Genomic DNA, 22975 nt, shown 5'->3' with positions numbered 1-22975 from the left:
CGCGCCATTGTGCGCCCGCTGCAAGTACCGCGGGCGGGCCCGCCAATAATCACGTCATGAGTGAACCCCTGGACCTGCAGACCCTGCGCGTGATCCTCGCGGTGGCCGAGTGCGGCTCCATCAGCGCCGGCAGCGACCGCTTGCAGCTGGCCGTGGCCGGCGCGAGCACGCGCATCTCGGCGCTGGAGTCGGCCCTGGGCATCCGCATCTTCGAGCGCTCGCCGCGGGGTGTTGAACTCACCGCCGCCGGTCGCATGCTCGTGCGCCGCGGCGGCGGCCTGATGGAGGATGCCGAGCGCCTCGTCGCCGACCTGCGCGACTGGAGCCAGGGCCTGGCCGGCCATGTGCGCATGCTGGCCAACGCGTCGTCGCTGCTGCAGGTGCTGCCGCAGCGGCTCGCGCAGTTCATGCAGGCCCACCCGCGCATCCGGGTGGAGGTGGAAGAACGCATCAGCCCGCAGATCCTGGGCGAGCTGCAGGAAGGGCGCGCCGACGTCGGCGTGGTCGATGCCGCCAGCCCCGCGCAGGGCCTGGATTTCGTGCCCTTCTTCCGCGACGAGCTGGCGCTGGTGGTGCCCGCCGGGCACGCCTTCGCGAAGCGCGAGCAGCTGCTGCTGGCCCAGGTACTGGAGGAGAACTTCATCGTGCTGACCGGCGCCAACGCGCTGTCCACGCGCCTGTTCAACGCCGCCTCGGCGCTGGGCCAGACGCCGCGCATCCGCATGCAGATGCGCAGCTTCGACGCCGCCTGCCGCATGGTCGCCGCCGGGCTGGGCGTGGCCGTGCTGCCGCGCCTGGCCATCGCGCCCCAGCTGGCCGAGCTGCCGATCCGGGCCGTGCCGATCCGCGAGGACTGGACCCGCCGCACGCACTACCTGGCCCTGCGCACCGGGCCCGACGCCCCGGCCGCGGCCCGCACGCTGGTGGACGCGCTGCGCGAGGGGTCAGTCGCCTGAGAAGCCGCGGGGGGCTTTCGCCGGCCGCGAAAGCCCCCTTCGCCGGGCGAGCTTGCCCTGCGGGCGGTGCGCGCCGAGACTGCGGGCTGCGAACCCCTCCCCATTCCCCTTTCTCCTTGCCATGCCCATCGCCGCCGTCCGCGCCACGCCGCTGAACCTGCCCGTCACCGTCTCCACCGCCTCCGGCAAGACCAAGAGCACCTCCCTGTCGCTGTGCCTGGTGGACATCGAGCTCGACGACGGCCGCGTGGGCACCGGCATGACGGCCATCACGGAAGAAGAGGTCATCGGCAGCATCGTCAACGACATCGCCTCGCATGCCCTCGTGGGCCTGGACCCGCTGGCCCACGAGCAGATCTGGGAGCGCCTGTACTGGCTGCTCACGCCGCGCGGCCAGTCGGGCTACGCGAGCCACGCCATCGCGGCCATCGACCTGGCCCTGTGGGACCTCAAGGGCCAGCTCCTGGGCCAGCCGGTGTGGCGCCTGCTGGGCGGCGCGCGGCAGGAAGTGCCGGTGTATGCCACCTTCGGCTTCGCCTTCTTCGACCGCGAGGAGCTCGCGGCCGCGGCGAAGAGCTGGGTCGAGCGCGGCTTCAAGCGCCTGAAGATGACGGTGGGCCACCACGGCCTGCAGCGACGCGACGAGCCGCGCCCCCTGAACGAGCTGATCGCCGAGGACGTGCGCCGCATCCAGGCGGTGCGCGAGGCCGTGGGCCCGGACGTGCAGATCTACATCGACGCCAACTGCAGCCTGGACTACATGCACGCGCTCTCCCTGGCCCAGCGCGTGGAGGACTTCGGCATCAGCTTCTTCGAAGAGCCGGTGACGCAGAACGACATCCCCAACCTGACCAAGCTGCGCGCCAAGACGCGCATCCCGCTCGCGGCCGGACAGAACGAGGGCCTGGCCAGCCGCTTCCGCGACCTGCTGGTCGCGCAGGCGGTGGACGTGGTGCAGCCCAACGCCTGCATCACCGGCGGCTACACGCAGTGCCAGAAGATCGCCGGCCTGGCCGCGGCCTTCAACACCCAGTTCGCCAACGGCGGCGCCTGGCCGCACCACAACATGCACCTGCATGCGGGGCTCGCGAATGGTTCGCTGGTGGAGTACCACTCGGTGGCCGTTGAATGCTGCAAACTCGTCTTCGACGGCCTGCCCGAGCCCAGCCAGGGCATGCTGGCCCTGCCCCAGACGCCCGGCCTGGGTTTCACGCCCAATCGCGAGCGCATCGCGGAGCTGGCGGAGCGGCCGGGATCGCGCGGCGTGGGCAAGGCCTGAGAGACGGCGCGCACCGGCCATGCTGCTTCTCATGCGGCCCCATCCTTGCCCCCCAGCGGGGGAAGGAGCAACAGCCCCCTCCCCCTTTGGGGGAGGGCTGGGGTGGGGGCCACGCGCGCCGGCCACGCTGCTCCTCGCGCGGCCCCCTTCCCTGCCTTCCCCCAAAGGGGGAAGGTGAAATTCCCTCTCGACCACAACAGGAGACATCGCATGACACCCCGCTTCCACCCCCTGCGCCGCAGCCTCGTCGCAGCCGGCCTCGCCCTGGCCGCCCTCCCCTTCGCACACGCGCAGGGCCAGTACCCCGAGCGCCCCATCAAGCTGCTGGTGGGCTATTCGGCCGGCGGCGGCGTGGACGCCATCGCCCGCATGCTCTCCAGCCGCCTGCCCGAGCTGCTCGGCCAGCAGGTGGTGGTGGAGAACAAGGCCGGCGCGGCCGGCGTGATCGCCGCGGACACGGTGGCGAAGGCGCCAGCGGACGGCTACACGCTGCTGCTGGGTGAGAGCGGACTGCTGATCAACAAGCACCTGAATCCGAAAATGCCCTTCGATCCGCTCACCGGTTTCACGCCGGTGGCCGGCGTGTTCCAGTCGCCGCTGATGATCGTGGCCAACAACGACCTGCCGGTCTCCAATCCCAAGGAACTGGTGGCGCGGGCCAAGGCCAACCCGGGCCGCCTGTCTTACGCCACCTCGGGCGTCGGCACGGTGCACCACCTGGGGATGGAGACCTTCAAGGGCCGCACCGGCACGCACATCGTCCACATCCCCTACCGCGGCGCCTCGCAGATCGTGCCGGACGTGATCAGCGGGCAGGTGCCGCTGGGCGTGGTCAGCGCCACGGCCGGCCTGTCGCAGGCCAAGGCCGGCAAGCTGCGCGCCGTGGCGATGATGAGCGACGACAAGCTGCCCGGCGCCGAGAACGTGCCTGCGCTGTCGCAGGCCGTGCCGGGACTGAGCGTCGCCCCGCGCCTGTTCGTGCTGGCGCCAGCCGGCACGCCGCAGCCCGTGATCCAGCGCCTGAACGACGCCATCCGCAAGGTGATTACCAGCCCCGAGACGGCGGAGGCCGCGGCCAAGCAGGGCGCGATTCCCGCCTACCTGCCGCCGGCCGAGCTGACCAAGGAAATGAAGCAGGAGTCGCAGCAGTGGGCCGAGGTCATCAAGCAGCAGAAGGTGACGCTCGAATGAGCGCTGCGCCCTGCATCGGCCTGATCGTGCCGCCCGCGCACGGGCAGGTGCCCGCGGACGCCGAACGCCTGTACGGGCGGCGGATCCGCTTCATCGCCCGCGGCGCCGGCATCGGCGCCGTGTCGCCCGAAGGCTTCGCGCCGGTGGTGGACCAGATCGTCTCGCATGCGGTGGCGCTGCGCGACGCCGGCGCCCAGGTGGTCTCGCTCATGGGCACCTCGCTCAGCTTCTACCGCGGCCCGGAGTTCACCGATTCGCTGCGCCGCCGCATGGCCGAAGCGACCGGCCTGCCTTGCACCACGATGAGCCATGCCGTGGTGGCGGCGCTGCGCGCGCTCGGCGTTCAGCGCGTGGCGGTCGCCACCGCCTACGTCGACGAGCTGAACGACCGGCTGGTGGACTACCTCAGCGCCTGCGGCTTCACCGTGACGGCGATCCGGGGCATGTCGCTGACCGGCGTGGAGGCCATGGGCGAAGTGCCCACCCGCGCGCTGGTCGAGCTGTCGCGCGAGGTCGTGGACCGTGACCGCTCGGCCGACGGCATCTTCATTTCCTGCGGCGGCTTGCAGACGCTGGACGCACTGCGCGAGCTGGAGGACACACTGGGCCTGCCGGCCACCGCCAGTTCACCGGCCGGCTTCTGGGACGTGGTGCGCACTGCGGGCCTGGACCCGTCTTCGCCGGGTCACGGGCGGCTGTTCACGCCGAACGCCTGAGGTTCGTTCAGCGCCCGGCTCAGGGCGTCCAGGCTGCAGGGCTTGGGCAGCACGGGAAAGCCGTCGGCGGCGATCTGCTCGACCTGCTCGGAGTAGCCCGTCATCACCACGATGCGAAGCTGCGGCCAGCGCTGGCGCACCGAACGCGCCAGGGCCAGGCCGTCGATGTCTCCGGGCATCACCACGTCGGTCAGCAGCACGTCCGGCAGCTCGGTCGCCGATTCGAGCAGCGCCAGGGCCGCATCGCCCCGGTCCACGTGCCGCACCTCGCAGCCGGCCGCCTCCAGCAGGGGCAGCAGGGCCGAGGCGACGGCGGCGTTGTCCTCGACCACCAGCACCCGGCGCCGCGCGGCGCACGCGGGCTCGGCGCTCGCGCGCGCGGGCTCGGCCGCAGGGGGGGTGGCGTCCACGGCGAAGAACATGCGGATGGTCGTGCCCTCGCCCGGTCGGCTCTCCACCGTCGCGCAGCCCCCGGCGCGCTGGCACATGCCGTACACCTGGCTCAGGCCCAGCCCGGTGCCCTGCCCGGCCGGCTTGGTGGTGAAGAAGGGCTCGAAGACCTTGTCCACGATCTCGGGCGGCATGCCCGCGCCGCTGTCCTCGGCTTCCACCATCACCAGCTCGCCCGCGAGCCCGGGCACGGGCGCGGCGGCGTTGGCGGCCCGCAGGACGAAGCGCCCGCCGCCAGGCATGGCATCGCGCGCGTTGATGGCGAGGTTGATGAGGGCCAGCTCGAACTCCGCGGTATCGACGCGGATGGGCGCGGTGTCCGGCGCGACCTCGATGCGCAGATCGACGCGGCTGCCCAGGACCGGGCGCAGCAGGTCGGCGGTGGTGGGCAGGTGGCGCTGCAGCAGCACCTGCTCGGGCACCAGCGCCTGGCGGCGCGAGAAGGCGAGCAGCTGGCGCGTCAGCTGCGTGGCGGCGTTCAGGGCCCGGTCCATGGGCGCGAGGTAGGTGCTGCTGACGCCCGGGTGCTTGATGCGCAGCAGGGCCAGCGAGTTGCTCATGACCATGAGCGCATTGTTGAAGTCGTGCGCCACGCCGCCCGTGATGCGGCCCAGCGCCTCCAGCTTCTGGGCCTGCAGCAGCGTGGACTGCATCTCCTGCTGCAGGCGCAGCGATTCGGCCAGGCGCCGCGCGGCTTCGACGGAGGCATTGCCACGCGTGATGACCGTGCGCACGGCGAAGGCGAGGCCGAAGGCGGCGGGCAGGCCGAACAGGGCGAGGATGGCCATCTCCTGCAGCCAGCGTGCACGCACCGCGGCCGATTCCATGGCGGCACTTACGTAGAGCGGGAAGTGGCCCACCTGCCGGAAGTGCGCCAGCCGCTCGCGGCCATCCACGCCCGAGATGCCGTGCGCGCGGCCTTCGGTGCGGCCCTGTGCGAGCTCGGGCATGACCAGGCTGTCCGCCGGCAGGCGCTCGACGTGCAGCGAGCGGGGCGTACGTGCGAACACGCCGCCATCAGCCCGGAACAGCATGAGGGCCATGCCCTGCTCCTCCCGGGTGAGGTCGGCATAGAAGGCTTCGAAATACGGCGCCAGCAGGCTGATCGAGATCACGCCGTCGAAGCGGCCGCCCGCGTCGCTGCGGCCGACGCTCACGTCCATGAAGGGCTCGCCCGTGGTGCGGGCCACCAGCGGCTGCGAGATGTAGACGCCGCGCCCGCCCTGCTGGTGCCACAGGAAGTAGTCGCGGTCGCCGACCCAGACGTCCGGCGCCGGATAGAAGCGGCTGGCCGCCTTGGGCCTGGCGTCCGGCCCGAAGATGAAGATGCCCTGCAGCTGCGGCTTGTCCCGGGCCATGGCGGCCAGCGCGGCATGCAGCGCCGACTGCTGCGCCGCGAGGCCCTCGGCGCCATGGGCCGAACCAGCCGCATCGCGCACCCGGTCCAGCAGGGCCTGCGTGGTGTCCAGCACGCCGCGCGCATGCTCGGCCGCCACCCGCACCGTGCGGTCCAGGCGATCCTCGGCTTCGTTCCAGAGCTGCACATAGCGCCAGGCACCCACCAGGATGAGCGCCAGCACGGGCAGCAGCACGCAGGCCAGCGGCAGGAAACGCAGCATGCCGCGGGCGGGAGACTTGAGGGTGTGGGGCATGCGGCAGCTCGTCGCCGGTCCGCTCGCAGCGGCCGGGCGCGTGAGACTAACAGGAACTCAGCGGCCACGGAGCGAACGCGGCAGCGTGCGTGAGCCATTCGCCACGCACTCGCCGCGCCTGCGCCACGTCTTTCGCCACGTCTTGCGCTAAGGTCGCCCACCATGCAGGCCCAGCTCACCTCCTTGCGGGTCGGACTCATCTCCGACACCCACCGGCTGCTGCGGCCGCAGGCCTTGGACCATCTGCGCGGCTGTGACCTCATCGTGCATGCCGGCGACCTGGTCACGCCCGACGCGCTGCAGGTCCTGGGTGAACTTGCGCCCGTGAAGGCGGTGCGCGGCAACAACGACCGGGGCGACTGGGCGCTTGCGCTGCCGGAGGTCGAACGATTCGAGCTCGGCGGCGTGGCTTTCCTGGTGGTGCACGACCTTGCCGCGCTGGCCATCGACCCGCAGCGCGAGGGCGTGCGGGTGGTGGTGTCCGGTCATTCCCACAAGCCGCGGATCGAGGAGCGTGGGGGCGTGCTGTTCGTCAACCCGGGCAGCGCGGGTCCGCGGCGCTTCTCGCTGCCGGTGGCGCTCGGGGAAGTGTGCGTGTCGGCGGGCGGACAGGTGGCGGGGCGGATCATCACGTTGACGTGACCCGCCCCGCCCCCGCGTGATCAGGCTTCCTGGAAAGCCTCGTCGCGCGACTTCTTGATCGCCGGCAGCAGCATGATCACCAGCAGCAGCACGGTGGCCGCGAGCAGGCTGGCCGACAGCGGGCGCGTGACCAGGGTGGAGAAGTCGCCGCGCGAGAGCAGCAGGGCCCGGCGCAGGTTCTCTTCCATCATCGGTCCGAGCACCAGGCCCAGCAGCAGGGGCGCCGCCTCCATGCCGCAGCGGATGAAGACGTAGCCCACCAGGCCGAACAGGGCCGTGACGAACACGTCGAAGGTGTTGTTGTTGATCGAATAGACGCCGATGCAGCAGAACACCAGGATGGCCGGATAGAGGTAGCGGTAGGGCACCTTCAGCAGCTTGACCCACAGGCCCACCAGCGGCAGGTTCAGGATGATCAGCATGGCATTGCCGATCCACATGCTCACGATCAGGCCCCAGAACAGGTCCGGGTTGCTGGTCATCACCTGCGGGCCGGGCTGGATGTTGTGGATGGTCATGGCGCCCACCATCAGCGCCATCACCACGTTGGAGGGCAGGCCCAGCGTGAGCAGCGGCACGAAGGAGGTCTGCGCGCCGGCGTTGTTGGCGGCTTCCGGACCGCCCACGCCTTCGATGGCCCCCTTGCCGAACTGCTCCGGATGGCGCGAGATCTTCTTCTCCAGCGTGTAGGAAGCGAAGGCCGAGAGGATGGAGCCGCCGCCGGGCAGGATGCCCAGCACCGAACCCAGCGCCGTGCCGCGCAGGGCTGCCGGCAGGAAACGGCGGAAGTCCTCGCGCGTGGGGAACAGGTTGGTCACCTTGTTGGTGAAGGTCTCGCGGTGCTCGCCCTGCTCGACGTTGTTCATGATCTCCGAGAAGCCGAACACGCCCATGGCGATGGCCACGAGGTTGATGCCGTCGGTGAGTTCGGGCACGTCGAAGGAATAGCGCGCGACCCCCGAGTTCACGTCGGTGCCCACCAGCCCGAGCAGCAGGCCCAGCAGGATCATGCCGATGGCCTTGATCAGCGAGCCCGAGGCCAGCACCACGGCACCGACCAGGCCCAGCACCATGAGCGAGAAGTACTCCGCGGGGCCGAACTTGAAGGCCAGCTCCGCCATCGGCGCGGCGAACGCGGCCAGCGCCAGCGTGGCGAAGCAGCCGGCGATGAACGAGCTGATGCCCGCCGTGGCGAGCGCCGCCCCCGCGCGGCCCTGCCGTGCCATCTGGTAGCCGTCCAGTGCGGTGACCACCGAGGAGGTCTCGCCCGGCAGGTTGACCAGGATGGCCGTGGTGGAGCCGCCGTACTGCGAGCCGTAGTAGATGCCCGCCAGCATGATCAGGGCGGCCACGGGCGGCAGCGTGTAGGTGATGGGCAGCAGCATCGCGATGGTGGTCGCGGGGCCCAGGCCGGGCAGCACGCCGATCAGCGTGCCCAGCAGGCAGCCGACGAAGGCGTAGGCGAGGTTCTGCAGGCTCAGGGCCGTTTCGAAGCCGAGCGCGAGATTGGACAGCAGGGTTTCCAGCATGTTCTTGTTTCCTTCAGCGCACGAAAGCGGGCCACAGGGGGATCAGCATGTCGATGCCCCAGATGAAGACGCCCAGGCTGAAGGCGATCAGGAAGGCCGCGTTGAGCAAGGCGCCCAGCCATGTGAACTCGTGGCTGGCTTTGCTGGACACGAGGATCAGCACCAGCAGCGCGCCGACCAGGCCCAAGGGCTGGAGCAGCAGGCCGAACAGCACCACCGAACCGAGGATCCAGAACAGCGTGCTCAGGTGCACGCCTCGGATGCGCTCCACGGCGGCGCCACGGGTGAGCCCGGATACCGCGGTGGCGATGCCCACCAGTACCAGCAGGATGCCCACGGCCAGCGGGAACCACCCGGGCCCCATCCGCGCGGCTTCGCCGATGCGGTAGTTCAGTGCCCCGATGGCGAATGCCGCCCCGGCCACGATGTAGATGACGCCTGCCGCGAAATCCTTCTGGTTACGTATGCGCGATCCCGACTGCATGCTGCTTGTCTCCTGAGTGCGTGCCGCCGGAACGGTCGGCAGAGGTGGACCGGTTTATATCACGCCATGACTTAATCGAATCACGGTGTGACATGGGCATCTGTTCGAGACGCGAACAGCGTGTACAGTTCCTGCGGATCAGGAGAACAGGATGGGGCGCATGGGCATGAGAGCGGAAAAGGTGCTGCCGGCAGGCGAGCTGGACAAGGCGCAGCTCGAACGGCTTTCCCAGTTCCGGTGGCAGCTGCGCCGCTTCCTGCGCATCAGCGAGGACACCTCCCGCGATGCCGGCATCACGGTGCTGCAGTACCAGCTGATGCTGCACACCCAGGGTTTCCCCGAGCGCGAATGGGCCAGCGTGGGCGAGCTCGCGGAACGCCTGCAAGCGCAGCCCCATGGCGTGGTGGCCCTGGTCACGCGCTGCGAGCAGGCCGGACTGGTGCGCCGCCGCAGCAACGCACAGGATCGGCGGCTGGTGGAGGTCCACCTCACCGCCAAGGGTCGGCGCACGCTGGAGCGCGTGGCGCTCAGCCTGGAGTCCGAGCGCCTCGCGCTGGCGCGCGTGGCCGAGGAGGCCATGGGCGCCTCCAGGCGCTGAAGCCTCCGCCCACGGCGCGGTGGCCTCGGCCCTCACCCCGCCGTCCTCGCGCCGCTGCGGATGCCTTCCCCGCACGCCTTCCGGGCCCGCGACAGCGCGGCCTCGATCGCCTCGCGCTCGACCGCGTCCGCCGCGGCCTGAAGTCCGGCTTCGGCCACGCGCTCGGCCTGCCCGAGGAGGAAATGGCGCATGGGCGCGTCGGCTGCATGGGGCACGAGCAGCGCCAGCGCGTCGATGGCGGCGACGACGACCCGGGGGTGCGCGGCCGCGGGACGGCGGATCGCCTCGATCGCATGCTGGATATGGTCCTGGTGCGTGTAGCGCGGCCCCTGTACGCGCGGCGTGCCCTGCGCGTCCACGTAGTAGCCGCTGGGCAGGCGCTTGCGCAGCAGCCGGCTCAGCGCACCGCGCAGGCGGTCGATCACGACGATGGCCGTGTTCTCGTCGTTGAGTGCCGGTGAGAGCGCGCGCAGCGCCACGTCCACCAGGTGGCGCAGCGAGTACGCCAGGTCCTGCACCGGCGTGCGCTCGGGACCGATCAGCACCAGCCGCGCCACCGTCGTGGCGAACGCCTCGCTGGGGCCGCCGGGGCGCGCGTAGCGGGCGATGGCATCACCGCGCGCGACGAACTGTCCGGCCAGCACCGAAAGCCGCACGAAGCCGTCCTCGGCCGTCGTCCGCGCCAGCAGCTCGTGGTAGCGGACCGCCTCCACGTAGCCCTCCTGGCGCGAGAGCACGAGATGCGGCGCAGGCGGCTCGGGTCCGGGCGGCGGTCCGGGTGCCATGCCATCGGGCGAGAGCGTGGCGATGCTCGCCTCCAGTTCGGCGGCGACGCGGCGGATCACTTCGTCGGCCACGATGGCGTGCGCGATGGTGTGCAGGAACACGAGCATCGCCAGCACGCAGACCACGCCCAGTACGACGCCGAGCGTCACGGTCAGGTGCGGCGGCTCGCCAGGGGCCAGGCCCGCCTGCGGTCCGGCGCCGACCACCTTCAGGGCCAGCAGGCCGTAGAGGATGGTCATCGCGAACAGGCCGAGCGTGAAGTGCGTTCGCCGGTCGCGCACATAGGAACGCACCAGGCGCGAGCCGTACTGGCTCGCCGCCAGGGTGAGCGTGACCACCGTGATGGAAAAGACCAGGCTGGCCATGGTGATCATGGCCGCGACCAGCGTGGACATGAGGCTTCGCGCGTCCTCCACCGAGCCGCCGTGGACCCACCACGCCGGCAGCAGGGTGTGCGACAGGCCGCCCTGGTCCGCCCACATCGCGCCCCGGAACAACAAGCCGCCGCCCAGCATCATCACGGCCGGCAGCGGCCAGATGCCCGTGCGCAACCGGTCGAGGATGATGTCCGCGCGGAGGTACACGGCGATGCGGGGCGGGGCGGCGGGCTCAGAAGCTGTGACAGCTTCGTCAGCCCGTCGCCACGGGCAGGACGCCCGGGCCGCCGAGCGCGGCCTGCGGCGCCGACTCTGCCCTCACCTTCTTCTTGGGCAATGCGAGCTGGCGCGCCGGCGGCGTGGGCGCATCGGCCTCGCGCAGCAGCGACAGGTTGCTGCGGCCGATGCCGACGCAGGCCACCCCCTGGCTCGCCAGCTGGTGCGGGTCCAGCAGATTGCGGCCGTCGAACACGAGCGGCGTGCGCATGCTGCGCTTCAGGAGCGATGCGCTCAGCGTGCGGTAATGCCGCCACTCCGTCACGATCACGACCGCATCGGCACCCTCGAGCGCCGAGGTCGGCCGCTCAACGTAGCCCAGCTGCGCCAGCAGCTGCGGTTCGCCCGCGAGATCGTGCTCCAGCGCCCGCTGCGCCTGCTCGCGGGCGACGGGATCGTGGGCCACCACCCTGGCGCCGGCGCGCAGCAGCCCGGCCACGAGGGCGCGGCTGGGGGCTTCGCGCATGTCGTCCGTGTCCGGCTTGAAGGCCAGGCCCAGCACGGCGATGGTGCGGCCGCGCAGGTCACCCCCGAAATGCGCCAGCACCTTGTCCAGCAGGACCTGCTTCTGGCGCAGGTTGGCCGACTGCACCGCTTCCAGCACGGCCAGCCGCGTGCCGCTCGACTGGGCGGTGCGGCACAGCGCATCCACGTCCTTGGGAAAGCAGCTGCCGCCATAGCCGGCCCCAGCCTGCAGGAAGCTGTAGCCGATGCGCGGGTCGGAGCCGATGCCCTGGCGCACCAGCTCGATGTCGGCGCCCAGGCAATCCGCGAGGTTGGCCAGCTCGTTCATGAACGAGATCCGCGTCGCCAGCATGGCATTGGCCGCGTACTTGGTCAGCTCGGCGCTGCGCACGTCCATGACGCGCAGGCGCTCCTGGTTGCGGTTGACGGGCGCATAGAGCTGCCGCAGCAGGGCGAGCGCGCGCCGCCCGGGCAGGTCGTCGTCGGCGCCCACGACGATGCGGTCGGGCGCCATGAAGTCCTGCACCGCCGCGCCTTCCTTGAGGAACTCGGGGTTGCTCACCACCGAGAAGTCCAGGTCCTTGCCGTGCGCCTGAAGCTCGGCGCGCACGAGCCGGGCCACCTGCTCGGCGGTCCCCACCGGCACGGTCGATTTCTGCACGACGACGCGGAAGCGGTCCATGTGCCGCCCGATCGCGCGCGCCGCGTCGAAGACGCAGCTCAGGTCCGCGCTGCCGTCATCGCGCGGCGGCGTGCCCACCGCGATGAACTGCACGTCGCCGAAGGCCACGCTCGCCTTGACATCGCTGGAGAAGAGGAGGCGCCCCTCTTCCACGTTGCGCTGGACGATCTCCTGCAGCCCGGGTTCATAGATCGGCATGCCGCCTGCCTGCAGCAAAGCCACCTTGTCCGCGTCCGAGTCCAGGCAGAACACGTCGTTGCCCAGTTCGGCAAGGCAGGCCCCGGTGACCAGACCCACATAACCGGTGCCGACGATGGTGACCTTCATGAACCGCACTCCCTTGCAGCCGCAGCTACTTGCGACCGAAGCCAGAGGGTACGGAGCACGACCTGGACGGTGGTGGCTTGGCAGGCTCGTGTGCGCGTAAGCACCTTCCTACCGTGATTCGGGTGGCAAGACGCCTTGCAAAGGGACACACGTTTCGGCTGACCAGATGTGGGTAGGTGCCATGCCGGAACTGCCGGGCCAGGCGCGTTGCGAAGAGGTGTCGGGCTCCTCCGCCCGCCCCTCGAGCCACTCAGCCTGCCGCTGCGTCTCGTCGGCCACCTCCTACCGCCACTCGCGCCACGGCAACCCTTCGAATGCGGCGCGACCGCCCAGCAAGCCCGCCCTTGTGCAACTCAGGATCCGGCACCACATGAAAGAAGCAGCCGCTCACGACCCCGCTCCGACGAGTGACGAGCGCCAATCCGAGCTCATCGAGGCCGCCGAGTCGGCCGGGCTGCGCTACGTCTCGGACGACCGCCCGGGCATCCGCCGCGAACGCGTTGATGACGGCTTCCACTACTTCAAGCCCAAGGGCGAGCGCATCGAAGACGAGGCCACGCTGGAGCGCCTGCGCAAGCTGGCCATTCCGCCGGCCTGGACGGATGTCTGGATCTGCCCCTCGGCCAACGGCCACCTGCAGGCTACTGGCCGTGACGCCAAGGGCCGCAAGCAATACCGCTACCACCCGGCCTTCCGCGAGGTGCGCGAGAGCAACAAATACGAACGCATGCTGGAGTTCGCCCGCGCCCTGCCGGCCCTGCGCGCGCGCGTGAACGCCGACATGGCCAAGCGGGGCCTGCCGCGCGAGAAGGTGCTGGCCACCGTGGTGCACCTGCTGGAGACCACGCTGATCCGCGTGGGCAATGACGACTACGCGAAGGAGAACAAGAGCTTCGGCCTGACCACGCTGCGCAACCGCCACGTGAAGGTGGAGGGCTCGCAGCTGAAGTTCCGCTTCACGGGAAAGAGCGGCAAGAGCTGGAACCTCAGCACCAGCAACCCACGCGTGGCCCGCGTCGTGCGCGCCTGCCAGGAGCTGCCGGGCCAGGAGCTCTTCGCCTATGTGGACGAGGACGGCGAGCCGCGCGACGTGAGCTCCGACGACGTCAACGCCTACCTCAAGGAGATCTCCGGCAGCGACATCACCGCCAAGGACTTCCGCACCTGGGCCGGCACCGTGATGGCCGCGCTGGCGCTGCACGAGCTGGAGCAGGCCGGAACGCCGGCCACGGCAAAGAAGAACCTCAAGGCGGCCATCGAACAGGTGGCGGCGCGCCTGGGCAACACGCCCACCATCTGCCGCAAGTGCTACGTCCATCCGGAGGTCCTGGACGCCTACGTCTCGGGCGGGCTGCTGCTGCAGGTGCGCAGCGAGGTCGATGCCCAGCTGCAGTCCACGGACCTCACGCCGCAGGAACAGGCCGTGCTCAAGCTGCTGGAGAAGCGCCTGTCGCAGACGGTCGAGGGCGCGCTCTCGCAGAGCCTGGTCATGCTGGGAAAGCAACGCAAGAGTACGTCAGCCAAAGCCGCGAACGCTCGCGCCTGAGCCCACGACATGCCGCGGCGCCGCTATAACGGGCGCGGGCAACGTGAATGGAAGAAGGGAGCGACATGGGCACGGGAAGCACGGAACGGGGTCGGCGCATCCTGGTCACCGGAGGGGCGGGATTCCTCGGCAGCCACCTGTGCGACCGCCTCGTCGACGAGGGCCACGAGGTCATCTGCGCGGACAACTTCTTCACCGGCCGCGAACGCAACGTGGCGCACCTGCTCGGCCATCCGCGCTTCACGCTGATGAAGCACGACGTGACGAGTCCCTTGCCCCCGGACCTGGTCGTGGACCAGATCTACAACCTGGCCTGCCCGGCCTCGCCGGTGCACTACCAGCACGACCCCGTCAAGACCACGCGCACCAGCGTGCTGGGCGCCCTGCACGTGCTGGAGCTGGGTCGCGCCCGGGGAGCGCGCGTGTTCCAGGCCTCCACCAGCGAGGTGTATGGCGACCCGCAGCAGCACCCCCAGTCCGAGGCCTACTGGGGCCACGTCAACCCGGTGGGCGTGCGCAGCTGCTACGACGAGGGCAAGCGCTGCGCCGAGACGCTCTTCGCCGACTACCACCGGCAAGGCCTGGCGCAGGTGCGCATCGCGCGCATCTTCAATACCTACGGCCCGCGCATGCACCCGCGCGACGGACGCGTAGTGTCCAACTTCATCGTGCAGGCGCTGCGGGGCGCGCCCATCACCGTTTACGGAGACGGCAGCCAGACGCGCAGCTTCTGCTACGTGGACGACCTCATCGAAGGCTTCGTGCGGCTCATGCAGGCGGAGAACTTCAGTGGTCCGGTCAACCTGGGCAACCCGGGTGAGTTCACGGTGGCCCAGCTGGCGAAGCTGGTCATCGAGCTGACCGGATCGCGCTCGCGCATCGTGCATGAGCCCCTGCCGGCGGACGACCCGACGCAGAGGCGGCCAGACATCCGACTGGCCGCCGAGAAGCTGCAGTGGCAGCCCACCGTGCCGCTGCGCGAGGGGCTGGTGCGCACCATCGCCTCGTTCGAGCAGTCGCTCACCGCCGACGTTGACTGAGACCGAGCTCCAGGACGTGGCCACGCGCTGGCAGGCCGCCATGCGCGCCGGCGACTTCGAGGCCGCCTGGCGGCAGACCGACCGCATCGAAGGACCCCGCCGCGAGCAGCAGCACGCGCCGGGCTTCGTGCGCGGGCCGCAGCACCTGGTCTGGGACGGCACGCCGCCCGCGGGCCGCTCGGTCCTCGTGCGCTGCCTGCACGGGCTGGGCGACACGCTGCAGTTCATGCGCTTCGTACCCACCGTTGCGGCGCAGGCGCGTGAACTCCACTTCCTGGTGCAGCCCATGCTGCTGGCGCTGCTGCAGGGTGCGCCAGGGCTGGGGAAGGTCTCCAACGCGTGGACGGACCACCCGCCCGCGCACGAGGTGGAGATCGAGGTGATGGAGCTGCCCTACGCCCTGCGCAGCACGGCGGCCACGCTGCCACCGCCCTACCCGCACCTGCCGCCGCGCGTGCGCGAGCGGCAGGTCTTCGTGCTGCCGGTGGAGGCCGGCCAGCGTCGCGTGGCCCTGTTCTGGTCCGCGAGCCGCTGGGACCCGAGCCGATCCCTCCCCTTCGACGCGCTCGCACCGTTGCTCGCCCTGCCCGGCTTTCGCTTCTACGACCTGCAGCAGGACCTGCACCGCAACGCCGACGTGCTCGCCGCGCCACTGGTGCCCGTGTGGCGCCACACGGAATCCATCCTCGCCGCCGCCTCCGCCCTGCTGGAGATGGACCTGGTGATCGCCGTGGACGGCATGCCCGCGCACCTGGCCGCCACGCTGGGCCGGCCCACCTGGCTGCTGCTCAAGCACGAGGCCGACTGGCGCTGGGGCGAAGGCCGCAGCGACTCGCCCTGGTACCCGGGCCTGCGGATCTTCAGGCAGCCGCGGCCGGGGGATTGGGAAGGCCTGGTCGATGAAGTGATGGACGCGGCTACCCGCCTGCCACCGTTGCATTGAGCAGCACGAGCCGACCCCCTCCTTCGTACAGCTCGATCACGCTGAGCGACGCGCAGGCGACGTCGAAGCACTCCAGCCGGTCCAGGGACAAGCCGAGCACGCCGGCGATGCTGGCCTTGATGACGTCCGCGTGCGAGACCACCAGCACGCTCTGGTCCGGATGCTCGCGCCGCAGCCGCTCCAGGCCGGCGCGCGTGCGCGCGGCCACGGCTTCGAACGCCTCGCCGCCCGGGGGCCGGGCCTGGGACCGCTGCTCGCACCAGCGCCGCCAGGCCTCGGGATCCCGCTGGCGCACGGCTTCGAAGGCGAGGCCGGTCCAGTCGCCGAAGTCGATCTCGTCGAACTCCCGGGCGATGGACACCGGCAGGCCCAGGCGCGCGGCCAGGGGTGCGATCGTCTCCCGCGCGCGCGGCTGCGGGCTGGAAGCCAGCACCTGCGGGATGCCGATGCGATCGTCGCCATGGAAGTGATCCGCCAGACGCAAGGCCTGTTCCCGCCCGATGGCATTGAGCCCCAGGCCCTCCATGCGGCCGGCGAGCGCCCGGCCGGCCAGATCGTGGGCGGCATGGCGCAGCAGCAGCAGCCGGGTCATGCGCCGCGCATCAGGCCGTGGCCGCGAGCGGCATGGGCGCGGAACGGCCCGCGTAGCGCCGCACCATGCGGGCGCAGAACTCGGCGTACTCCTCGGCCACCTGCGGCGCGCTGGTGTGGTGCGGCTGCAAACCCCGGTGCTCGGGCGTGAAGCAGAACGTGACCGTGAGGTCGAACTCGTCCAGCGCGGCCATCTGGCGATCGAACCACGCGTCGGCATCGGGCCGGAAGCTGTCGGCCCAGCTCAGGCCCGTGCGCAGCTTCTTCACACCCAGCTGCCGCAACCAGCGCACCGCATCATGGAGGCGGTGGTCCTCGAAGTGGAACCACTGGCAGATGCCCAGCTCGGGCGTGAAGCGGTGGAACTCGCGGGCGGCGAGCTTGGGGCTGCCGTCCTCGCGCAGGAGGCCCATGTGGAAGTGGCGGTAGTAGCTGGAGCCCTCGGCCTCGCGATGCCGCGTGGTGGCGGGCCAGGCCTTGGGCAGATCGTAGAGCGAATACCAGTGGATCCGCGGGGCGCGCCCCATCAGCAGTTGCGCCGTGCGCTCCAGCCCCCAGGCCTGCACCTCCTCGGCGCCGAAGGTGGACACGCCCACCTCGGTCACCCAGACCGGCAGCGAGGTCACGGCCTGGATCTCGGCCAGCTTGTCGGGCCACTCGTGGATCTGCCAGAGGTTCCAGTCCAGCGGGAACCCGTGCACCGCCACGGCATGCACGCCATCCAGCACGCCCTGCGCGTCCAGCCGCTGGATGAACTGCGGGTCGATGGGCGAGATGCCGCCCAGCACGCGGGTGAGCTGCGCGTTCTCGGCCGCCACCGCCGAGCAGGCCAGGCGCGTCATCTCGCCGAAGCGGATCCACTCCGGGTCGAGCTCGAGGTCCCAGTGCGACTTGTTGTTGGGTTCGTTCCAGAATTTGACGGCTTCGATCATGGAAAGAGAACTGGAGGTGGGGGGACTCCCCACTAGAGTCAGGCGGTCTTCACCGCGGTGGGCTTGCTGCCTGGGTTGCGTCGGCGGGACTTGATGGGGACCGCATCGCCACGGATGAAGGCTTCCACCAGCTCCCGCGCTTCATCGTCGGTGAACTGGATGGGCGGGCTTTTCATGAAATAGCTCGACGGCCCGTTGATGGCGCCGCCGATGCCGCGGTCCAGCGCGATCTTGGCGCAGCGGATGGCGTCGATCACCACGCCGGCCGAGTTGGGCGAGTCCCAGACCTCCAGCTTCACTTCGCACTGCATGGGCACGCCGCCGAAGCCCGTGCCCTCCATGCGGATGTGGCAGAACTTGCGGTCCTCCAGCCAGGGCACGTAGTCGCTCGGGCCCACGTGCACGTTCTTCTCGGCCAGCGGCTGGCCCAGCTGGCTGGTGACCGCCTGGGTCTTGGAGATCTTCTTGGACGCGAGGCGCTCGCGCTCCAGCATGTTGAGGAAGTCGGTGTTGCCGCCGAAGTTGAGCTGGTAGGTGCGGTCCAGCCGCACGCCGCGCTTCCTGAACAGGTCCGTGAGGATGCGGTGGACGATGGTCGCGCCCACCTGCGACTTGATGTCGTCGCCCACCAGCGGCAGCCGCCGCTGGGCGAAGCGCTTGTTCCAGTAGGGCTGCGAGGCGATGAAGACCGGCACGCAGTTGACGAAGGCGCAACCGGCCTCCAGCACCTGCTCGACGTACCACTTGGTGGCCATCTCCGAGCCCACCGGCAGGTAGGAGACCACCACGTCGGTGCGCGTGTCCTTGAGGATGGCGACGATGTCGTCGGTGCTGCCACCGGCCTTGGGCACCACATCCTTGAGGTAGGTGCCCAGCCCGTCGTGCGTCATGCCGCGGTGCACGGGCACGTTCAGGCGAGGCACCTCGGCGAAGCGGATGGTGTTGTTCGGTTCGGCGTAGATGGCCTCGCCCAGGTCGCGGCCGACCTTGTGCGCACTGATGTCGAAGGCGGCGCTGAACTCGATGTCCCCGGGCAGGTAGCCGCCCAGGTCCACGTGCATCAGCCCAGGAATGAAATCCTGGCCACTCGCATCGCGGTAGTAGTGCACGCCCTGCACCAGCGAGGACGCGCAGTTGCCCACACCGATGATGGCCACGCGAAGCTTTTTCATCCGGCTTCTTCTCCCTGGAAACACAGCGTGAAAGGCATCCTACACAGCACATTCCGAACCGTGTTGCGACTTGCGCTCGGCAATGAAAAAAATAGCACCGAAGAGTTTCAGCGGGCCCCGCCGCGAAGGCCAAGGGCATACGATTCGCCAGCACGAGAACTCAGGGATTAGGTCACGTCATGAAGAAAGTGCTGATCACGGGAGGCGCCGGTTTCATCGGCTCGCACCTGGCCGACGAGCTGCTAGCCAAGGGATACGAAGTGCGTGCGCTGGACACGCTCTCGCCGCAGGTCCACGGACACGGGCGCCAGCGGCCGGACTACCTGGACAAGGAAGTCGAGCTCATCGTCGGCGACGTCTGCGACAAGGAAGCGGTCGAGCAGGCGCTGCGCGGGGTCGATGCGGTGTATCACTTCGCCGCCGCGGTGGGCGTGGGCCAGAGCATGTACGAGGTGGCGCACTACACGCGGGTGAACAACCTCGGCACCGCCGTGCTGCTGGAGGCGCTGATCGCGCGGCCCGTGGAGCGCCTGGTGATCGCCTCCAGCATGAGCCTGTATGGCGAGGGCCTGTACCGCACGCCCTCGGGCCAGGTGCGCGAAGGCGGCGAACGCTCGCTGGAGCAGCTGCGGCGCGCCGACTGGGAACTGCACGACGCCGACGGCACCACGCTGCAGCCCGTGCCCACGCCCGAGTCCAAGAGCCCGGCGCTGGCCTCGGTCTACGCCCTGTCCAAGTTCGACCAGGAGCGCCTGTGCCTGATGACGGGACGGGCCTACCAGATCCCCACCGTGGCGCTTCGCTTCTTCAACGCCTACGGCCCGCGCCAGGCGCTGTCCAACCCCTACACCGGCGTGCTGGCCATCTTCGCCTCGCGCCTTCTCAACGACAGCCCGCCGCGCATCTTCGAGGACGGCCTGCAGCAGCGCGATTTCGTGAGCGTCTATGACGTGGCGCGCGCGTGCCGCCTCGCGCTGGAGACGCCGGCCGCGGCCGGTGAGGTGTTCAACGTCGGAAGCGGCGAGCCGCAGACGGTGCGCGCCATCGCAACCCGGCTGGCCCGCGTGATGGGCCGGGAGGGCATCGAACCCGAGATCCTCGGCAAGTACCGCGTGGGCGACATCCGCCACTGCTTCTCGGACATCGGCAAGGCGCGCAAGGTGCTGGGCTACGAGCCGCAGGTCCGCCTGGACGAAGGCATGGCCGAACTGGCGCAGTGGCTGGCCGGCCAGGCCGCCGAGGACCGCGTGGCGCAGGCCAGCGCCGAACTCAGCGCGCGCGGACTCACGGTATGACGGGCGCGGCAACAGGAGGGGTCACCCTCATCACAGGCGGGGCCGGGTTCGTCGGCTCCAATCTCGCCGACCGCCTGCTCGCGCAGGGGCGGCGCGTGCGCGTGCTCGACAGCCTGCAGCGCCCGGGCGTGGAGCAGAACCTGCAGTGGCTGCGCCGCACCCACGGCGACGCGCTGGAGGTGTCGGTGGCCGACGTGCGCGACGCACGTGCCGTGCGCGAGGCGGTGGCCGGCGCCACGCAGGTCTATCACTTCGCCGCGCAGGTGGCCGTGACCACCAGCCTGGCCGATCCGCGCGAGGACTTCGAGGTCAACGCCGCCGGCACGCTCAACGTGCTGGAGGCCGTGCGCGCCAGCGACGCGCCCCCGCCCCTGCTCCTGACCTCCACCAACAAGGTGTACGGCGGCCTGGCCGACGTGCCCCTGGTGCTGGAGGGCCAGCGTTACCTCCCCCAGGACGCGCAGTGGCGCGCGCGTGGCGTCTCCGAGGCGCGGCCGCTGGACTTCCACAGCCCCTACGGCTGCTCCAAGGGCACCGCCGACCAGTACGCGATCGACTACGCGCGCAGCTACGGCCTCACAACGCTCGTGTTCCGAATGAGCTGCATCTACGGCCCGCGCCAGTTCGGCACCGAGGACCAGGGCTGGGTCGCGCACTTCCTGCTGCGGGCGCTGCGCGGCGAGCGCATCACGCTCTACGGCGATGGCCGACAGGTGCGCGACATCCTGTTCGTGGACGACCTGGTCGATGCCTTCCTGCTGGCCGAGCGCAACGCGCCGCGCCTCTGCGGCCGCGCCTTCAACATCGGCGGCGGGCCCGCCAACACCATCAGCCTGCTGGACCTCGTCGACCGCATCGAGCAACTGCACGGCACGCGCCCGGGCCTGGAGTTCGACGCGTGGCGCACGGGCGACCAGCGCTATTACGTCTCGGACACCGGCGCCTTCGAGGCCGCCACCGGCTGGCGCCCGCGGGTGGACACGCAGGCCGGCATCGAGCGCCTCTACGGCTGGCTCGCCGAGCGCGAGCGCGGCTCGACGCCCGCCGCCCGGCGCGCGCACACCGAAACCGAACCCGAAGGAGCCGACGAGGCATGCAAGCCTGTGTGATCGACGCGCCGCAGCACGCCGTGCTGCGCACCGTGGAGCGTCCCGAGCCCGGACCGGGCCAGGTGCTGCTGCGCCTGGAGGGCTCGGGCGTGTGCGCCTCCAGCCTGCCGCTGTGGGAAGGGCGCAGCTGGTTCGAGTACCCGCAGGCGCCGGGGGCCCCAGGACACGAGGGCTGGGGCCATGTGGAGGCGGTGGGCGAAGGGGTTACAGGCATTGCGCCGGGCGACCGCGTGGCGGCGCTCAGCTACCGCGCGCACGCCCAGTTCGACATTGCCGAAGCCAGCGCGGTGGTGCGCCTGCCGGCATCGCTGCAGGGCCGCGCCGTCCCCGGCGAGCCGCTCGGCTGCGCCTGCAACATCTTCGAGCGCAGCGGCATCGAGCGCGGGCAGACCGTCGCCATCGTGGGCATCGGCTTCCTCGGTGCCCTCCTCACCCAGATGGCCGTGCAGGCCGGCGCGCGGGTGATCGCCCTGTCGCGGCGCGGCTTCTCACTGGACATGGCGCGGCAGGCCGGGGCGCAGCACGTGCTCCCCATGGACGACCACTACCGGATCCTGGAGCAGGTGAAGGCGCTCACCGAGGGCCGCTGGTGCGAGCGCGTGATCGAGGCCACCGGCCTGGAATGGCCGCTGCAACTGGCCAGCGAGATGACCGCCGAACGCGGCCGCCTTGTCATCGCGGGCTACCACCAGGACGGCATGCGCCAGGTCAACGTGCAGCTGTGGAACTGGCGCGGCATCGACGTCATCAACGCGCACGAGCGCGACCCGCGCCGCTACGTGGACGGCATCCGCCGTGCCATCGCGCTGATGCAGGACGGCCTCATCGACCCCGAGCCGCTCTACACCCACCGCCTGCCGCTGGACCGCCTGGGCGAGGCGCTGGAGCTCACGCGCACCCGGCCCGACGGCTTCTTCAAGGCGCTGGTGACCGCATGACCGGCACACAAGGCAAATTGCCCCGCCTGGGCTTTCTCGGCCTGGGCTGGATCGGCCAGCACCGCATGCAGGCCCTGCTGGAAGCCGGCGCCTGCGAGGTCGCGGTGGTGGCCGACCCGTCCGAATCCGTGCGCGAGCGCGTGCGGGCGCTGGCGCCGCAGGCCGCCGTCGTTTCGTCCCTGGACGAGATGCTGGCCCATGCCATCGACGGCGCGGTGATCGCCACGCCCAGCGCGCTGCATGCCAGCCAGGCCCTGCAGCTGCTGGAGCGCGGCGTCGCGGTCTTCTGCCAGAAGCCCCTGGCACGCACCGCGCAGGAAACCGCCGCGATGGTGGACGCCGCGCGCCGCGCCGACCGCCTCCTGGCCTGCGACTTCAGCTACCGGCACACCGAGGCCATGCGCCGCGTGCGCCAGGGCGTGGCCGAAGGCGAGATCGGCGAGGTCTATGCCGCGGACATGGTGTTCCACAACGCCTGGGGCCCGGACAAGTCCTGGGCCCGGGACGCCGCGCTCGCGGGCGGCGGCTGCGCCATCGACCTGGGCGTGCACCTGGTGGACCTGGCGCTGTGGGTCCTGGGCTTTCCCGAGGTGCGCAGCGTGGACAGCCGCCTGCATGCGCAGGGCCGGCGGCTCGCGCCCGGCGCGGGCGAGGTGGAGGACTACGCCGTGGCGCAGATGGATTTGGCCAGCGGCGCCACCGTGCGCCTGGCCTGCTCCTGGAACTTCTCGGCCGGTCGCGACGCGGTGATCGAGGCGCACTTCCACGGCCGCGGCGGCGGGCTGTCCATGGTCAACCGCGCGGGCTCCTTCTACGACTTCGCCGCCGAGCGCTACAGCGGCAACCAGCGCAGCGTGCTCACCGAGCCACCCGACGCCTGGGGCGGTCGCGCCATCGTGCAGTGGGCACGGCGGCTGGCCGCTGGCGCCGGTTTCGACCCCGGCATAGCGACCGCGGTTCAGGTGGCCTCCGTGATCGACCGCATCTACCAGCGCTGAC

21 protein-coding genes are annotated in these 22975 nt (G+C 70.6%); 13 read left to right on the top strand and 8 right to left on the bottom strand.

Annotated features, from left to right (window positions below; all coding sequences use genetic code 11):
- The first annotated feature begins 56 nt into the window (after positions 1–56).
- The 4 genes from EZ242_RS00930 to EZ242_RS00915 all read left to right on the top strand — a co-directional run bounded on the left by EZ242_RS00930 (position 57) and on the right by EZ242_RS00915 (position 4142).
- Positions 57–956, top strand: a complete 900-nt coding sequence (locus EZ242_RS00930; protein WP_135283238.1) for a LysR family transcriptional regulator — start codon at positions 57–59, stop codon at positions 954–956.
- 121 nt (positions 957–1077) lie between these two features.
- On the top strand, positions 1078–2235 hold the full coding sequence (locus EZ242_RS00925) for a mandelate racemase/muconate lactonizing enzyme family protein (RefSeq protein ID WP_135283237.1): 1158 nt from the start codon (positions 1078–1080) through the stop codon (positions 2233–2235).
- 210 nt (positions 2236–2445) lie between these two features.
- Positions 2446–3426, top strand: a complete 981-nt coding sequence (locus tag EZ242_RS00920; RefSeq protein WP_135283236.1) for a Bug family tripartite tricarboxylate transporter substrate binding protein — start codon at positions 2446–2448, stop codon at positions 3424–3426.
- On the top strand, positions 3423–4142 hold the full coding sequence (locus EZ242_RS00915) for an arylmalonate decarboxylase (protein WP_135283235.1): 720 nt from the start codon (positions 3423–3425) through the stop codon (positions 4140–4142). The genes EZ242_RS00920 and EZ242_RS00915 overlap by 4 nt, the downstream gene beginning before the upstream one ends.
- Here EZ242_RS00915 and EZ242_RS00910 read toward each other — a convergent pair.
- On the bottom strand, positions 4112–6244 hold the full coding sequence (locus tag EZ242_RS00910) for a hybrid sensor histidine kinase/response regulator (protein ID WP_135283234.1): 2133 nt from the start codon (positions 6242–6244) through the stop codon (positions 4112–4114). The two genes, EZ242_RS00915 and EZ242_RS00910, sit on opposite strands and share 31 nt — an antisense overlap.
- Before the next feature lie 162 nt (positions 6245–6406).
- Between EZ242_RS00910 and EZ242_RS00905 the strand changes: the two genes are divergently transcribed.
- The gene (locus EZ242_RS00905; RefSeq protein ID WP_135283233.1) at positions 6407–6886 is read left to right on the top strand and encodes a metallophosphoesterase family protein; all 480 of its coding nucleotides are present in this window, start codon (positions 6407–6409) and stop codon (positions 6884–6886) included.
- A gap of 20 nt (positions 6887–6906) precedes the next feature.
- Here the strand turns inward: EZ242_RS00905 and EZ242_RS00900 are convergent, their stop codons facing one another.
- Entirely contained in the window at positions 6907–8415 is a 1509-nt protein-coding gene (locus EZ242_RS00900; RefSeq protein ID WP_135283232.1) for a tripartite tricarboxylate transporter permease, read from the bottom strand.
- Positions 8416–8428: 13 nt separating this feature from the next.
- Positions 8429–8899 (bottom strand): tripartite tricarboxylate transporter TctB family protein, encoded by a 471-nt coding sequence (locus EZ242_RS00895; RefSeq protein WP_135283231.1) that lies wholly within the window; start codon positions 8897–8899, stop codon positions 8429–8431.
- A gap of 166 nt (positions 8900–9065) precedes the next feature.
- Here EZ242_RS00895 and EZ242_RS00890 point away from each other — a divergent pair, with 166 nt between their 5' ends.
- Positions 9066–9497, top strand: coding sequence for a MarR family winged helix-turn-helix transcriptional regulator (locus EZ242_RS00890; RefSeq protein ID WP_135283230.1), 432 nt, complete (start codon positions 9066–9068; stop codon positions 9495–9497).
- Between the two features lie 32 nt (positions 9498–9529).
- Here EZ242_RS00890 and EZ242_RS00885 read toward each other — a convergent pair whose 3' ends face one another.
- Entirely contained in the window at positions 9530–10867 is a 1338-nt protein-coding gene (locus EZ242_RS00885) for a DUF2254 domain-containing protein (protein WP_135283229.1), read from the bottom strand.
- A gap of 46 nt (positions 10868–10913) precedes the next feature.
- Positions 10914–12410 carry a UDP-glucose dehydrogenase family protein gene (locus EZ242_RS00880; RefSeq protein WP_135283228.1) on the bottom strand — a complete coding sequence of 499 codons (1497 nt, stop codon included), beginning with the start codon at positions 12408–12410 and terminating at the stop codon, positions 10914–10916.
- Between the two features lie 370 nt (positions 12411–12780).
- Here EZ242_RS00880 and EZ242_RS00875 point away from each other — a divergent pair, with 370 nt between their 5' ends.
- From EZ242_RS00875 to EZ242_RS00865, 3 genes are all read left to right on the top strand, one after another.
- Positions 12781–13956 carry a DNA topoisomerase IB gene (locus EZ242_RS00875; protein WP_135283227.1) on the top strand — a complete coding sequence of 392 codons (1176 nt, stop codon included), beginning with the start codon at positions 12781–12783 and terminating at the stop codon, positions 13954–13956.
- Between the two features lie 65 nt (positions 13957–14021).
- Entirely contained in the window at positions 14022–14996 is a 975-nt protein-coding gene (locus EZ242_RS00870; RefSeq protein ID WP_135283226.1) for a UDP-glucuronic acid decarboxylase family protein, read from the top strand.
- Positions 14989–15939 carry a glycosyltransferase family protein gene (locus EZ242_RS00865; RefSeq protein ID WP_135283225.1) on the top strand — a complete coding sequence of 317 codons (951 nt, stop codon included), beginning with the start codon at positions 14989–14991 and terminating at the stop codon, positions 15937–15939. The genes EZ242_RS00870 and EZ242_RS00865 overlap by 8 nt, the downstream gene beginning before the upstream one ends.
- Here EZ242_RS00865 and EZ242_RS00860 read toward each other — a convergent pair.
- Genes EZ242_RS00860 through EZ242_RS00850 form a run of 3 tightly spaced genes read right to left on the bottom strand, consistent with a single transcriptional unit; the run spans position 15914 to position 18634 of the window.
- On the bottom strand, positions 15914–16531 hold the full coding sequence (locus EZ242_RS00860; protein WP_135283224.1) for a histidine phosphatase family protein: 618 nt from the start codon (positions 16529–16531) through the stop codon (positions 15914–15916). The genes EZ242_RS00865 and EZ242_RS00860 overlap by 26 nt on opposite strands.
- Before the next feature lie 10 nt (positions 16532–16541).
- Positions 16542–17462: a glycoside hydrolase 5 family protein gene (locus EZ242_RS00855; RefSeq protein WP_135283223.1), complete on the bottom strand. Its 921-nt coding sequence runs from the start codon at positions 17460–17462 to the stop codon at positions 16542–16544.
- Between the two features lie 38 nt (positions 17463–17500).
- A complete protein-coding gene (locus EZ242_RS00850; RefSeq protein WP_240786933.1) occupies positions 17501–18634 on the bottom strand; it encodes an inositol-3-phosphate synthase in 1134 nt (377 codons plus the stop codon).
- Positions 18635–18813: 179 nt separating this feature from the next.
- Here EZ242_RS00850 and EZ242_RS00845 point away from each other — a divergent pair, with 179 nt between their 5' ends.
- Genes EZ242_RS00845 through EZ242_RS00830 form a run of 4 tightly spaced genes read left to right on the top strand, consistent with a single transcriptional unit; the run spans position 18814 to position 22974 of the window.
- Positions 18814–19929: an NAD-dependent epimerase/dehydratase family protein gene (locus tag EZ242_RS00845; RefSeq protein WP_135283222.1), complete on the top strand. Its 1116-nt coding sequence runs from the start codon at positions 18814–18816 to the stop codon at positions 19927–19929.
- On the top strand, positions 19926–21038 hold the full coding sequence (locus EZ242_RS00840; protein ID WP_135283221.1) for an NAD-dependent epimerase/dehydratase family protein: 1113 nt from the start codon (positions 19926–19928) through the stop codon (positions 21036–21038). Before EZ242_RS00845 ends, EZ242_RS00840 begins: the two co-directional genes overlap by 4 nt.
- On the top strand, positions 21023–21976 hold the full coding sequence (locus tag EZ242_RS00835; protein WP_135283220.1) for an MDR/zinc-dependent alcohol dehydrogenase-like family protein: 954 nt from the start codon (positions 21023–21025) through the stop codon (positions 21974–21976). Before EZ242_RS00840 ends, EZ242_RS00835 begins: the two co-directional genes overlap by 16 nt.
- Positions 21973–22974 (top strand): Gfo/Idh/MocA family protein, encoded by a 1002-nt coding sequence (locus EZ242_RS00830; RefSeq protein ID WP_135283219.1) that lies wholly within the window; start codon positions 21973–21975, stop codon positions 22972–22974. The genes EZ242_RS00835 and EZ242_RS00830 overlap by 4 nt, the downstream gene beginning before the upstream one ends.
- Position 22975 lies beyond the last annotated feature (1 nt).

Source organism: Ramlibacter rhizophilus (assembly GCF_004681965.1).
In the GTDB taxonomy this organism is placed as follows: Bacteria; Pseudomonadota; Gammaproteobacteria; order Burkholderiales; family Burkholderiaceae_C; genus Ramlibacter; species Ramlibacter rhizophilus.
This window is presented reverse-complemented; position numbering and strand designations above follow the sequence as displayed.

Excerpts from the sequence above, each read along its gene's own strand:
- EZ242_RS00930 (WP_135283238.1), top strand. The coding sequence starts at position 57 with ATGAGTGAACCCCTGGACCTGCAGACCCTGCGCGTGATCCTCGCGGTG.
- EZ242_RS00925 (WP_135283237.1), top strand. The coding sequence starts at position 1,078 with ATGCCCATCGCCGCCGTCCGCGCCACGCCGCTGAACCTGCCCGTCACC.
- EZ242_RS00920 (WP_135283236.1), top strand. The coding sequence starts at position 2,446 with ATGACACCCCGCTTCCACCCCCTGCGCCGCAGCCTCGTCGCAGCCGGC.
- EZ242_RS00915 (WP_135283235.1), top strand. The coding sequence starts at position 3,423 with ATGAGCGCTGCGCCCTGCATCGGCCTGATCGTGCCGCCCGCGCACGGG.
- EZ242_RS00910 (WP_135283234.1), bottom strand. The coding sequence starts at position 6,244 with ATGCCCCACACCCTCAAGTCTCCCGCCCGCGGCATGCTGCGTTTCCTG.
- EZ242_RS00905 (WP_135283233.1), top strand. The coding sequence starts at position 6,407 with ATGCAGGCCCAGCTCACCTCCTTGCGGGTCGGACTCATCTCCGACACC.
- EZ242_RS00900 (WP_135283232.1), bottom strand. The coding sequence starts at position 8,415 with ATGCTGGAAACCCTGCTGTCCAATCTCGCGCTCGGCTTCGAAACGGCC.
- EZ242_RS00895 (WP_135283231.1), bottom strand. The coding sequence starts at position 8,899 with ATGCAGTCGGGATCGCGCATACGTAACCAGAAGGATTTCGCGGCAGGC.
- EZ242_RS00890 (WP_135283230.1), top strand. The coding sequence starts at position 9,066 with ATGAGAGCGGAAAAGGTGCTGCCGGCAGGCGAGCTGGACAAGGCGCAG.
- EZ242_RS00880 (WP_135283228.1), bottom strand. The coding sequence starts at position 12,410 with ATGAAGGTCACCATCGTCGGCACCGGTTATGTGGGTCTGGTCACCGGG.
- EZ242_RS00875 (WP_135283227.1), top strand. The coding sequence starts at position 12,781 with ATGAAAGAAGCAGCCGCTCACGACCCCGCTCCGACGAGTGACGAGCGC.
- EZ242_RS00870 (WP_135283226.1), top strand. The coding sequence starts at position 14,022 with ATGGGCACGGGAAGCACGGAACGGGGTCGGCGCATCCTGGTCACCGGA.
- EZ242_RS00860 (WP_135283224.1), bottom strand. The coding sequence starts at position 16,531 with ATGACCCGGCTGCTGCTGCTGCGCCATGCCGCCCACGATCTGGCCGGC.
- EZ242_RS00855 (WP_135283223.1), bottom strand. The coding sequence starts at position 17,462 with ATGATCGAAGCCGTCAAATTCTGGAACGAACCCAACAACAAGTCGCAC.
- EZ242_RS00850 (WP_240786933.1), bottom strand. The coding sequence starts at position 18,634 with ATGAAAAAGCTTCGCGTGGCCATCATCGGTGTGGGCAACTGCGCGTCC.
- EZ242_RS00845 (WP_135283222.1), top strand. The coding sequence starts at position 18,814 with ATGAAGAAAGTGCTGATCACGGGAGGCGCCGGTTTCATCGGCTCGCAC.
- EZ242_RS00840 (WP_135283221.1), top strand. The coding sequence starts at position 19,926 with ATGACGGGCGCGGCAACAGGAGGGGTCACCCTCATCACAGGCGGGGCC.
- EZ242_RS00835 (WP_135283220.1), top strand. The coding sequence starts at position 21,023 with ATGCAAGCCTGTGTGATCGACGCGCCGCAGCACGCCGTGCTGCGCACC.
- EZ242_RS00830 (WP_135283219.1), top strand. The coding sequence starts at position 21,973 with ATGACCGGCACACAAGGCAAATTGCCCCGCCTGGGCTTTCTCGGCCTG.